Source organism: Saprospiraceae bacterium (genome assembly GCA_016717265.1).
Taxonomy (GTDB): domain Bacteria; phylum Bacteroidota; class Bacteroidia; order Chitinophagales; family Saprospiraceae; genus Vicinibacter.
Window position 1 is genome coordinate 2,243,994 of the sequence record JADKFX010000001.1, and the last position, 13,058, is coordinate 2,257,051.

At 33.2% G+C, this 13,058-nt stretch carries 10 protein-coding genes; 5 read left to right on the top strand and 5 right to left on the bottom strand.

Annotation, left to right across the window (positions count from 1 at the left end):
- Positions 1–28: 28 nt before the first annotated feature.
- The gene (ribD, locus tag IPO86_08675) at positions 29–1,021 is read right to left on the bottom strand and encodes a bifunctional diaminohydroxyphosphoribosylaminopyrimidine deaminase/5-amino-6-(5-phosphoribosylamino)uracil reductase RibD (protein ID MBK9728174.1); all 993 of its coding nucleotides are present in this window, start codon (positions 1,019–1,021) and stop codon (positions 29–31) included.
- 316 nt (positions 1,022–1,337) lie between these two features.
- Between ribD and IPO86_08680 the strand changes: the two genes are divergently transcribed.
- Positions 1,338–1,964, top strand: coding sequence for an aquaporin (locus IPO86_08680; protein MBK9728175.1), 627 nt, complete (start codon positions 1,338–1,340; stop codon positions 1,962–1,964).
- A gap of 222 nt (positions 1,965–2,186) precedes the next feature.
- Here IPO86_08680 and IPO86_08685 read toward each other — a convergent pair whose 3' ends face one another.
- The 4 genes from IPO86_08685 to glmM form a co-directional block, all read right to left on the bottom strand.
- The gene (locus tag IPO86_08685) at positions 2,187–3,245 is read right to left on the bottom strand and encodes a DUF2911 domain-containing protein (protein ID MBK9728176.1); all 1,059 of its coding nucleotides are present in this window, start codon (positions 3,243–3,245) and stop codon (positions 2,187–2,189) included.
- A 272-nt stretch (positions 3,246–3,517) separates the two neighbouring features.
- On the bottom strand, positions 3,518–5,290 hold the full coding sequence (locus IPO86_08690; GenBank protein ID MBK9728177.1) for an outer membrane beta-barrel protein: 1,773 nt from the start codon (positions 5,288–5,290) through the stop codon (positions 3,518–3,520).
- 104 nt (positions 5,291–5,394) lie between these two features.
- Positions 5,395–6,537 carry a cysteine desulfurase gene (locus IPO86_08695; protein ID MBK9728178.1) on the bottom strand — a complete coding sequence of 381 codons (1,143 nt, stop codon included), beginning with the start codon at positions 6,535–6,537 and terminating at the stop codon, positions 5,395–5,397.
- A gap of 8 nt (positions 6,538–6,545) precedes the next feature.
- Complete coding sequence (gene glmM, locus IPO86_08700; protein ID MBK9728179.1) at positions 6,546–7,916, bottom strand: phosphoglucosamine mutase; 1,371 nt, start codon at positions 7,914–7,916, stop codon at positions 6,546–6,548.
- Positions 7,917–7,990: 74 nt separating this feature from the next.
- Here glmM and IPO86_08705 point away from each other — a divergent pair, with 74 nt between their 5' ends.
- The 4 genes from IPO86_08705 to topA all read left to right on the top strand — a co-directional run bounded on the left by IPO86_08705 (position 7,991) and on the right by topA (position 13,033).
- Positions 7,991–8,734: a methyltransferase domain-containing protein gene (locus IPO86_08705; GenBank protein ID MBK9728180.1), complete on the top strand. Its 744-nt coding sequence runs from the start codon at positions 7,991–7,993 to the stop codon at positions 8,732–8,734.
- A gap of 181 nt (positions 8,735–8,915) precedes the next feature.
- The gene (locus tag IPO86_08710) at positions 8,916–9,290 is read left to right on the top strand and encodes a phosphatase PAP2 family protein (protein MBK9728181.1); all 375 of its coding nucleotides are present in this window, start codon (positions 8,916–8,918) and stop codon (positions 9,288–9,290) included.
- Between the two features lie 423 nt (positions 9,291–9,713).
- Positions 9,714–10,211: a hypothetical protein gene (locus IPO86_08715; protein ID MBK9728182.1), complete on the top strand. Its 498-nt coding sequence runs from the start codon at positions 9,714–9,716 to the stop codon at positions 10,209–10,211.
- Positions 10,212–10,432: 221 nt separating this feature from the next.
- Positions 10,433–13,033, top strand: coding sequence for a type I DNA topoisomerase (gene topA, locus IPO86_08720; GenBank protein MBK9728183.1), 2,601 nt, complete (start codon positions 10,433–10,435; stop codon positions 13,031–13,033).
- Positions 13,034–13,058: the final 25 nt, after the last annotated feature.

Consider the following 13,058-nt stretch of genomic DNA (forward strand, 5'->3'; position numbering starts at 1 on the left):
TTTTTAATGGCTTCACTTTAAAACAACTTTAACTAAGATTATTGGTTTTCGTGAGATAATGTATTACATCTTTATCTAATATTAGGCTATTCTCTAGGAATCCTTGAATCGAAGGAGCTTCAATTCCTTCCTTTAAATAGAGTGCAGTATTCGTAATAATGCGGGCTTCATCCCAAAATCCTGATTTGTAAAAATATTGAATTGTCTTTGCACCTCCTTCAACTAAAAGGGTTCCAATGCCTAAATGGATTAATTTTTCTAATAAAGTCTCTGGATTTTGATCGGATTCAAATTTAAGGTCATTGAGATCGTAGCTTAAGGTAGATTTGTTAAAAGCATTGAAATCCATTTTTTCTGAGGCACTAAATCGACCTAAAACGATCCTAACTGGATTTTTACCTGGCCAAAATCTTGTTGTAAGCAATGGATTATCAATTTTGATGGTATTTGATCCAACTAAGATACCATCGGTTTCAGATCGCCACTTATGAACTAATAGATCAGAATAGGAATTACTAATTTTCACCGTTTGTCGAGTTTTTCCTATGAAAAAATCAGCAGATTGGGCAAATTTCAAGATGATATAAGGTCTTTTATAAAGTATATTTGTTTCAAATTCCCGGATGCGATTTTGACCATTCCTTTCAAGCACAGGGCCAATCACTTCTAACCCTTGCTGTTTTAGGTATGCGATGCTTTTGCCAGCCATTTTTGGATTTGGATCATACGCTCCAAAAACAAGCTTTTCTATTTTATTTTTTATAATAAAATCAGTACATGGACCCGTTTTGCCATAATGATTGCAAGGTTCCAAGCTTACATAAAGCGTGGATTTTGGAATTAAATCAAGGTCTTTCGGATGGACAGCATGAATTGCATTTACTTCTGCATGGGGTCCACCATATACTTTATGGTAACCTTCGCCAATAATACGATCCTTAAATACTAAAATAGAACCAACTTGAGGATTTGGTGAAACAGTCCCTTTACCTAGTTCTGCTAGATAAAAGCAATATCTCATATAGTTTTCAAGTGATTTTTGACTCATTTATGAAGCGCTAACGTAAAAAGAAATACTTTTATACCAAATTATTTGATTTATTAAAATCTTAATCTTAAAGATAAGTGTAAAGATCGGAGAATTTTACTCGCAATCAATTGGGAGAAAACGTATTTTGGAATTTCGAACAAATAAGAGACCTTTTAAGTTTTGAATTTTAAAAATGGATTAGGCCTAAAGTTAATTTTTTTTGATCCTGGAATCATTTTAATATTGCATTTATTTGATTTTGAGGATTCGTTGATTTTTTTTATTCTAATTTAATAAATTCGCAAAAATGAAAAAACTAGTAACTGAATTTATTGGAACTTTTTTCCTGGTATTGGCAGTACAACTTTGTGTGTTAGGGGATGCTGGTAATCTTGCTCCAATTGGAATCGGTGCCATGTTAATGATTATGGTTTTTGCTGGAGGGCATATTTCCGGAGCACATTATAATCCGGCCATTACAATGGCTGTTTTTCTTAGAGGGAAATGCGCAGCTTCCGATGTGCCAGGATATATTTTCGCACAGTTTTTGGGAGCTAGTTTAGCAGCCTTATTGTGTAGTGGATTTTTATTTGATAAAGTTGGACATGGAATCGATTTATCACTGACAGGTTCTCAAGCAATTCTTGCAGAAGCATTAGGCACTTTTGCCTGGTCTTGGGTGGTCTTAAACGTAGCGACTTCAAAAGATACTGAAGGGAATTCATTTTACGGACTAGCAATAGGAATGACACTTACAGCGTCTGCTTTTGCATTCGGTCCAATCTCTGGTGGAGCTTTTAATCCGGCTGTTGCCTTTAGTCTTGGGATTAGTAATATTTCAGGCTTTAATAATTTATGGATTTATATAGTCGGCGAAATTATAGGAGCAGTAGCCGCTAGTTATGTTTTTCTATTTGCAAATGGTCGCGATTAAATTTGAAACATTTCTATTTATTAAGATCTAAACTACTGTTGTTGCAATGCAGTTGGTTTGAATTTATTTAAACAAACAAATTGTAAGTTATTAATAGCATCAAATAGCAAGGACAAGGTAATTTTATTTGCTTTCATAAAATGCTTAGTACTAAACGGTCAGTATTTATCTTTGAGTACTTAGAAATTATGGATTTGATTATTTCAGTTTTTGTATACTGTTTTAATTTATATCTTTCTTTTCGGTCAATTTTTTAATCATAGATTCTAAATTTATTTTATTGGCAGAATCTGGTGCAAGCGGTAATGCTTTTAGCGCAAATTTTAAAGCCTTATCGTAATCACCCATTGCAGCATTTCCGCGAGTCATGCCAACCAACGTCGTAAAGGTGTTTGGATATTTTTCAAAATTATATTTAAATATTTCCATTGCATCTATAGGTAATTTCATGCTTATTAACTGTTTTCCATATTGATGAATTTCAAACATGTTGCCCTTTGGAAGAGCCCTTTTCATGATTTCTGTTGACTCCTCAATTCGATTTAGTTTTTGTAATACTTGAGATTTGGTAATATATGCTTGAAAGCTCTTATCACCCCCAAAGATGGTGCTTGTCGCTGTGTCAGCCCACTGCAAGGCTTCATCTAAATTTATATTCTTTTGGACGCACCATTGTGCTGCCTGGTTCCAACTCTCCCACAAAAATCCTCTTTCAGTTCTTAATTCATTTCTGAATACTTGGATTTGGTCAAGGAGGTAATTAGATTGAACGTTAAAAGTGAATTGTAGTTTTTCCCAGGATATTGCAATCGTAGCGGCATCTTCTTTTTGATTTATAAACTTGTATTCTAACCACTCAGTATTTGTTTCTTGCTTTTGTGGCTTGATTTTAATCCTTAATATATCTTCTTTTTCAGTATAGAAAAAATGTCCCCAGGATTCAGCATTTTTTGAAAAAATAAGGGTGCTATAAAGGCTATCAAATAAAATAAAAAATCCATATTTGCCAGCTGGCAATTCGTTTCCTTCAATTTTAACATCTTTGGAAAAGGAGATGGTTGTATTTTCATTTGCGCCAGCTCTCCAAGGTGCAGCTTTACTATTTCCAAATCCAGGATCAGTCATTCCATAGGGTATTAATTCGCCCCAAATTTTTCCTTCTCTACCTTTTACTCCAGGACGGCTATAGTCTATTTTAACTTCGGTTAAACCTACCCATTCTGAGACACTGGCTCTTTTATTACCGCCACTTGGAAGCGTTGTTAATGGTATTTGGGCCATCAAGTTTAGGCATATGAAACACTTTATGAAAGTGATAAATAATATATTTTTCATGATATGGACGTTTTTTAATTCGGGTGCAATGTACGAATGTATTCGTACATTCGTTAAATATTATTCAACAAAGAATTATTTTAATCTAGTTAGATCGCAGACCATATTCTAATGTGGAATATCAACTTTTAAAAATTTAATAGAATCCAATTTTAATTAATCTAAAAAATAAGCTAAGGATATTTTCAAACCCAGCAATCTTTACACTATTCTTAGATTTAAAATGAAAAACCAGTATTCAGCATGATTTCTTGTCTGGAATTTTTATTCTTTGTTTTCCAATAGAATAATTGCTGGTTTGAATCCATGTTTAATTGTCGGCCTTCTAAACGAATAAATAAATTATCCATAGGTTTAAATTCAATGCCCGTTGTTAAGCCCCATAATTTATATCCACCTTGGTTTCCTTTGAAGTCGATTATTTTTGGAGACAAAATCCCGTTTGGATCATGAAACCATTCGAATCTACTATAAATTGAACTTCGTTTTGTAAATGCAAGACTGGCAGTAGCAACTCCACTAAACAAAACGCCAACTTTGTTTGGTTGACTAATTTTAGAATTTTGTTGGATGCAATAATCTCCACCAATTTGAAATTTTAATGAATTGGTATTTGCATTCAAATAAATATTCTGATAAAAACGAATTTGTGAATTGGTATCAATACTACTCGGTGTGTCTTCACCAAGGTAATTACTATAGCCAAGGGTAATGCTTTTATTTATTGAATAATTAAAAAGTACACCAAACGATTTCTTATCATTAAGATCGTCAAAACCATTGTAAGCATTTAGAATATAAAGATTTAAAAACCATTTATCACTAGGTAAATAATTAAACCGAACGCCACTCGCAAAAGCAGGTTCATAATAGGTGCTGATCGAGCTGGAACTACAAATGTTTTCTCTGGGCAATAAACCTTCTGTTCCTATATGGGTGCGAAAAAATCCTACATCAATCCATAGTTTTTTAAATACCCGGAGCCCGGCATTCCCTTCCATAATGTTATTAAATTGAGTAGACCAGCTTGTTTTTGCATAGTCTCCAAAATGCAAAGCTCCAAAAGCCCTGAATTTATCTGCTTTATATTGAAAATTAAGTTGAATTGTATTTAAACCAAAGGCGTTACTTGTTGGAGAAATACTAGAAAATTTTTGATATTGATTTGTGCCAACAGAATCCGTATAGAATGCATAATATAAATCAATATATGCGCTAAACCATTTTAATTTATCTATGGGTGTTATTGTTGGATTTAAAATTGAATCTATTAATTCAATAGGGGATTCCGGTAATTCGGTATGGAAGACTTTAGTTTCATCCAATGCCGAATTCATAGGGTGAGTACCACCATACTTTATGCCTGTTAAAGACTCCTGAATATTTGAAGGGATGCCAAATATTAATGGGATTTCAATCGTTTTACAAACCTTTGCTGCTTTACTTGAATACAATCTTATATAGGATTGCTCCACCTCATTTATAAAGGATGGGATATAAATAATTATATGTTTACCACTTCTTTTGAATGGGATTCCGGTATTATTCCATAGAACATAAAGTTCATCCGGTATGGAGTCAAAAATTAAATATAATTTGCGTTCTGTATATTTTTCTATTTTGAACTTGCAAGGATCCGATTTTAAATCACTATCAATAATTGAATTTTTAAATTCATCTTTATTTTGCTTTTGAAAAAGAATAAACTCAAGTGAATTATTTTTTTGAATTTCTATATGGAATAAAGTTTTAAGCGTATTGCCATGTCTAATCCAGTAACTACTATTAGAATCCTGTCTGTATTCCAAGCCATCTGAAATTCTTAAAAATTTAATCTCCTCTTGGGTATTTAGAATTTCTTGGAATGAATATTTTGTCCAATTGGAATCTATTTGAATAGGTTTGAGTAAAATTATCGGAGCAGTACCCTGTGACCATATAGAGTTCGTAAAACACAAAAGATATAGAATTGCAATTTTAATCCGGTTCACTTTACATTATTTTCGAAACAAAAATTTATTTACTAAAAATTTAATTTTTAAAATTATACTGCGAAGTAATTTCGACAACATTTCATTGATTTTCATAATGATTTTTATATTTTGCCTTTTAATGATTTAAGAAGGATCTCAATCGCTTTATCAACTTCTAATTTGGTATTAGAATAAGCAAAAGAAAAGCGAATAGCTTTTCCTTTATCATCAGGTCGTATAGCACTAATTACATGGGATGCTTTTTCAGCACCTGAATTACAGGCACTACCTCCAGATATACTTAATCCTTCAATATCCAAAATAAGAGGCAATAGTTCGCTGCCTTCAAAAAATGGAAATTGTACATTCAAAATTTTAGCTGAACTATTTTCAATAGGAGTATTAAATTCTAAATTTACAAAATTTTGTTGAAGACTTGTCAACATATAATTTTTAATAAACTGAAGATGGCTCATACGTTCTTCAAATTGTTCATGACACCAACTTAAAGCACGGGACATCGCCCCAATTCCTAGTATATTTTCAGTTCCGGCTCTCATATTTCTTTCTTGAGAACCTCCATGGATTAATGGTTCAATTTTATTTTGTTGATTAATATACACAAAACCAACACCTTTTGGCGCATAGAATTTATGTGCAGAACCACTCATAAAATCAAGCGCATTGCTTTTTAAATCGTATTGATAAAATCCTATGCCTTGAACCGTGTCTGAATGAAATAATGCATTGTAATGTTTGCATAATTTGCCAATAGGATCTAAATTTAAAATAGTGCCCAGTTCGTTATTGACATGCATAAGTGAAACGAGCGTTTTACTTGTACTTTTTATTAGTAATTCTTCTAAAGCATTTATATCTATTTGGCCTTGCTGGTTGACCGCAACATAATTGATTTCAGTTTGACAATTTCTTTTTAGCCATTCAAAGCTTTCGATATTGCATGAATGTTCAATTTTTGTGCTTATGATTTTTTTTACACCTAAATTATGTACTGCACTTTTTAAAATTAAATTATTAGATTCTGTGCCACCTGCAGTGAAATAAAGTTCGGATGTTGAACATCCTAAAATGGTAGCAATAATTTTGCGATGCTCTTCAACAAAGCTTTTAGCAATTCTGCCTTCTGCATGTGTGGAAGATGGATTGCCAAATATACTTTTTGAAATTTCATAAATGTATTCTCTAACTTCCGGCAACAGGGGTGTTGTTGCGGCATGATCAAAGTAAATGCGACTTTTATTCATGCCTGCGGTTAAAAGTGTTCAATTTTATCTTTTATTTTTTCGGAAAGTAGCATCGCATCAGACTGTGTTTTGGCTTCACTATAAATTCTAACAATGGGTTCGGTATTAGATTTTCTTAAATGTACCCAGGAATTTTCAAAATCAATTTTTAAACCATCCTCAAGATTTACTCGTTCATTTTTATATTCACTTGTTAAAAATTTTATTAATTCATCGTAATTAATTTCTGGCTTTAAGATAATTTTATCTTTATGCATCTCATACATCGGATAATTCGTTTTTAGTTGCCTGAGACTTTGTTTTTTAGATGCCATATTGGAAAGTATTAAAGCAATACCTACCAGGGCATCACGACCATAATGTAGGTCTGGAAGAATTACACCGCCATTTCCTTCCCCACCAATAATTGCATTCACTTCTTTCATTTTATTAACTACATGTACCTCCCCAACAGAAGACGTATAATGGTTTCCTCCTCTAGCGATTGTCAAATCTCTTAAAGCTCTCGAAGAGGATAAATTTGAAACTGTATTTCCCGGTTTTATTCCAAGCATATAGTCAGCAACTGCAACAAGCGTATATTCTTCACCAAAATAACATCCTTGATCATCTACAAACGCAAGCCGGTCAACATCAGGATCAATAGCAATACCCACATCAAATCCATTTTTAGCAGCTTCAAGTAAACTGCTCAAATTTTCTGGTAAGGGTTCAGGATTATGTGCAAAATCACCATTTATATCTGAATTTAATAATTGATAATCAACGTTTAATGCATCAAGCAATGGTGGAATTGCAAGTGCACCTGTTGAATTAATACAATCCACAATGACCTTAAATTTTGAATTGCGAATTTGTTCGACTAAAATAAAAGGCAATTCTAGAATACTTTTTACATGTTGTTGAATAGAATTTTTATCAACTTGTATTTGACCTAATTCGTAAATAGATGAAAAATGAGTGCTGTCTTGTTTTGACCATTCAATAATTTGCAATCCTTCTGCAGAGGATATGAATTCACCCTTAGCGTTTAATAATTTTAAGGCATTCCATTCCTTTGGATTGTGACTTGCAGTCAAAATAATTCCTCCATCAGCCTTGTGAAAGACTACAGCCATTTCAACAGTAGGTGTCGTACTTAAACCAGTTTGTATTACATTAATTCCCATGGCTTGAAGACTCCCAAGGACTAATGAAGCAACCATCTCCCCGCTAATTCTTCCATCGCGGCCCAAAACTACAGTAGCTTTTTGTTTAGAGCCTTTAATGAGGCGACCATAAGCACTTGTAAATCGTACAATGTCTATTGGACTCAAATTATCGCCAGAATATCCACCTATTGTTCCTCTAATACCCGAAACAGAAGCAATTAAACTCATCCTTTTGTTTATTAACCTGCAAATGTATTAATTTCGGGCCTAATATGTTTTAGATTCTAGTTAAAAGAACAGGTATGAAAGAATGGTTTGAAGATTGGTTTGACACAAAGTATTACCAAGCTTTGTACCGGGATCGAAATGAAGAAGAAGCAGATCTTTTTATAGAACTCCTCATCGAACAATTGAATTTACCTAAAGAATCTAAAATTTTAGATATAGGTTGTGGTAAAGGACGGCATGCGGTTGCGCTGAATCAACTTGGCTTTGATGTCACAGGGATTGACCTTTCTTTTTCAAAAATTGCAGGAAATCAATTAACTGAAAATGACCTTTTGCATTTTTACAGACATGATATGAGGCATTTGTTTAGGATTAACTATTATGATTTTGTCTTTAACTTTTTTACCAGTTTTGGTTACTTTGAGTCGCATAATGATGAAAAAAATGTAGCTTCAGCTATGGCTGCAAACTTAAAATGGGATGGTACTTTGGTTTTAGACTATTTGAATGCTGAGTATGTTCGAAATAATTTGGTTGAAACAGAAGAAATTATGGTCGATGATTATAATTTTAGAATTCACAAAAGGATCGTTGACGATAGAATTTCAAAAAAAATTACAATTATTGAGGAGGATCAATGTTTAATATTTTATGAAAAAGTGCGATTATATAGCCTGAAACAAATGGTCGAATTGTTTACGATTTATAATTTATATTTGGAATCTGTATATGGTAGTTATCATTTAGATGCTTATGATCCTTTACGTTCAGAAAGAATGATATTGGTTTTTAAAAAGAAAAGAGTTTGGCATGCTTGATTATTTTAACCTCCTGGATCATCAACTATTTGATTTTATTCAGATTAATTTCCGGTCCGTACATTTGGACCCCATGTTTCTTGCATTTCGGGATAAAGTATTTTGGATACCATTTTATATTTTTTTAACGAGTTGGATAATTATAAAATTTAGGAATAAAGCCTGGAGATTCTTTGCGCTTATGATCTTAACAATAATCCTTACAGATCAATTGAATAGTACTTTGTTAAAAAAATACTTTGAGCGCGTTCGCCCTTGTAATGAAATTTATTTTAAAGATCAATTTTTACCAGTTATTGAATGTAGTGGTGGCTTTAGTTTTCCGAGCTCGCATGCAACCAATCATATGGGAATTGCGAGTTTGTTATTTTTTGTTTTTGGTTCCTATTTTGGAAGTTGGAAATGGGGAATTCTCGTTTGGGCTTTGCTGGTTGGTTTTTCACAAGTCTATATTGGAGTTCACTTTCCCTTTGACGTACTTGCTGGATGGATAGAAGGATTTTTAGTTGGTTTTGGAATATTTGTTTTATTTCGGAAGTTTATTTTAAGCCCATAATTTTAAAATAAAATTTCTTCTAAATGGATTGATCCTATTGCAATTCTGATGTATCAGTCAAAATATGGGTTAAATTTAAAATTTCAATTTCACCAACTAAATTGAAAATTATTGATGAATGCAAATAGAATTCCTATAAGTAATGGCAAAACAATAAGTATCCACATGAATTGATAATACCAGCTTGGTAAATTTGATTTTTCCAGCCGCTCTGTTATGAAACTGATGAATAACAGGATACAGGAAATGGAACTTATAAGGATGCTTAATAAGAAGGCCAAATAATCATTTACAATCCATAATAGGCAAAGTATAAATGATACTGAAATTGATATTTCTATTATAGGAAAGCGTTTATCAAACATTTTAATATTCCGTTTTGCATTTATAAACTAAAATAAAGGTCATTTCGTTCTTGTATTCATGAGAAGGAAACATTATGTAGGTTTTTTGTTCATTTTTATGTCGGCATGTATTTGGGCTCAAAATACAGCAGACCAATATTTAAAAAATTATGAAGCCCGCATAAAGCTCGAACGCATAGACGATGTATATATTCCGAAGGATTTAAAGGATGCTATAAAAGAGTTGGATCGATTGACTGATACCAAAACTGCATTGGAACTTATTTCTAGTTCAGAAGATACGATCGCCAGTAAACTACATTTTAATCTTGGGAGATGGATGCAAATCCATTGGGGCCTGGAAGAGGGGAGCAGATTATCATTTTATCTTAAAAATAGAGGTTTGAGCTTTCCGGATGATATGATGGACTTATTAATTAGATGTTGGTATCGTCATTTAAAACAGCTTCCTCTTGATGACCAACAACTTATAGATCATTATATAAATCAAAGGCAAAAGGAATTTCAATTGCGAAAAGCCAATGATCCCAAGCCTATAATTATTAAAAAATCTTGATCCTGTTTGCTATTAAATTTTTCATTTTTGAAGTTTAATAGTGGCTTACTTGGCATATTTTTAGTCTTAATTTGTTTCAATCTTAAATATATTATAATCCATATGTATTTGTAAATCAGATGGTTATTAGCTATATATGGGGAGTTGACCTAAGTAATTAATTGGTCAATAATCAAAAATCTTTAGCTTTGCCCGGTTTAAAAGATAAAATTTGGCGCTGAATGGCAAACAAACTTCTAATCGTTGAGTCTCCGGCAAAAGCGAAAACTATAGAGAAATACCTAGGAAAAGACTTCAAAGTTAAATCTAGTTACGGGCATATAAGAGACCTTGACAAAGGGGCAAAGGGTATTGATATTCAACACAAATTCAAGCCAAGTTATATCGTTTCGCCTGAAAAAACCAAGGTCGTAAAAGACTTGAAAGATTGGGCTTCTAAGGTAGATGAAGTTTGGTTAGCAACGGATGAGGACCGCGAAGGTGAAGCAATTAGCTGGCATTTATGTGAAGTTTTAGGTCTTGATCCAAAAATTGTAAAACGGATCGTTTTCCATGAAATTACCAAGACAGCGCTTCAAAAAGCGGTGCAAAATCCTAGAAATGTAGATTTAAATCTTGTAAATGCACAACAGGCACGACGAGTTTTAGACCGTTTAGTTGGTTTTGAATTATCAGAAATACTTTGGCGTAAAGTCAAGAATAAATTATCGGCTGGAAGAGTCCAGTCCGTAGCGGTAAAATTAGTGGTAGATCGGGAGCGTGATATCAACGAATTTAAAACGGAAGTTTTTTATAAGGTGGAAGCCTTATTTTTAAGTGAAGATCCCAAGATTAAATCCATTATTAAAGCAAGCCTAGATCATAAGTTTCAAAAACCGGAAGAAGCAGAACAATTTTTAAATCAATGTTCCGATTCTAAATTTAAAGTTGAAAATGTTTCGGTAAAACCAACTAAAAGAAATCCTGCACCTCCATTTACAACTTCAACACTACAACAAGAAGCTAGTAGAAAATTAGGGTTTGGTGTTAATCGCACAATGAGTAATGCTCAAAAATTGTATGAAGCAGGTTGGATTACTTATATGAGAACAGATTCTACCAATTTAAGTGAATCTGCAATCTCTGCAATGGCCCAGGAAATTGAAAAGCAATTTGGACAAAAATATGTTCATACTCGACAGTATAAAACGAAGAATGCTTCCGCTCAAGAAGCGCATGAAGCGATTCGACCAACCTATATGGATCTTCGAAATGCAGGAGAAGATTCTGATCAACAGCGACTTTATGAATTAATTTGGAAGCGGGGTATGGCTTCACAAATGGCTGCAGCTGAAATAGAAAAAACAGAAATTGATATTTCAATTTCTAAAGTTCAAAAATATAAATTTATAGCAGTTGGTGAAGTCTTATTGTTTGATGGTTTTTTGAAACTTTATTTAGAATCTTCAGATGAAGAAGACGAAGATACAAATTCAATTCTTCCGCCATTAAAAGTCAGTGATTTGTTGAATTATACAAATATCACAGCAACAGAACGTTTTACAAGGCCACCTGCGAGATATACAGAGGCGAGTCTGGTTAAAAAACTAGAAGAACTTGGCATTGGCAGACCTTCAACATATGCTCCAACAATTTCCAAAATTATGGAAGAAAATAGAGGTTATGTTGTGAAAGAAAGCAGAAGTGGTACAGAACGATCATATCAAGTTCTAAAATTAGAAAAAAGTAAAGTAGTCAGTAAGAGAGAAACCGAAATAACAGGAGCAGGTAAAAATCACTTGTATCCTACAGATATCGGTATGATAGTTTGCGACTATTTAGCAATGCATTTTCCGGATGTTATAAATTATAGCTTTACCGCAGAAATCGAACAAGAGTTTGATGAAATAGCAGATGGAAAATTGGATTGGGTAAAAATGATTGATGAATTTTATTGGCCGTTCCATAAGAATGTCGATGTTGTAATGGAACAAGGGGAGCGAGCAAAAGGCAGAAGAGACCTTGGAGTAGATCCAATTACTGGAAGAAAAGTATTGGTTCAATTAACTCGTTTCGGACCCGTAGTGCAGTTAGGCGACCGGGAGGAGTTACCAGAAGATGTGAAGCCAATTTTTGCCAATTTACGTCCTGGTCAAAGTATGGAAACAATTTCATATGAAGAAGCTATGGATTTGTTTAAACTACCTAAAGAACTGGGAAAATTTCAAGAATCCGATGTTATTGTAGGCGCTGGTAGATTTGGACCTTATGTAAAATTTGGCGAACAATTTATTTCGATTCCAAAAGGAAAGGATCCGCTGGATTTATCTATGGAAGAAGCAATTGAACTGATTCAACAAAAGCAGCAAGAAGATGCTCCAATAGGATATTATAAAGAACTTCCAGTGACCAAAGGAAAAGGTAGATTTGGTCCGTTTGTAAAATGGAATGGCATGTTTATTAATATACCAAGAAGAATTGATTTTGAAACCATCACCATCGATGAGGCAATTCCACTGATGGATGCTAAGGAAAATAAGGAGGCAAACAGATATATATTAAAATTTGAAGCTGAAAAAATTTCAGTTGAAAATGGCAGATGGGGTCCTTATATTAAATTTGGTAAGAAGCTTATAAATATTCCAAAAAAAGATGGGCAAAAAATAACTTCAGAAATTGCAGCCACCATGAGTCTTGATGAAGTAAAAGCAATCATTGAAGAAATCATTCCAAATGCTTTTGCTAAAAAGGTAAGCAAAACTACAAAAGCAACCAATGCTACCAAAACGAGCAAAACGACCAAAACTTCCAGCACTAAAAAACCAGCGGTTAAGAAAAAGTAATTATTTTATGCAGTAAATGGGTAGT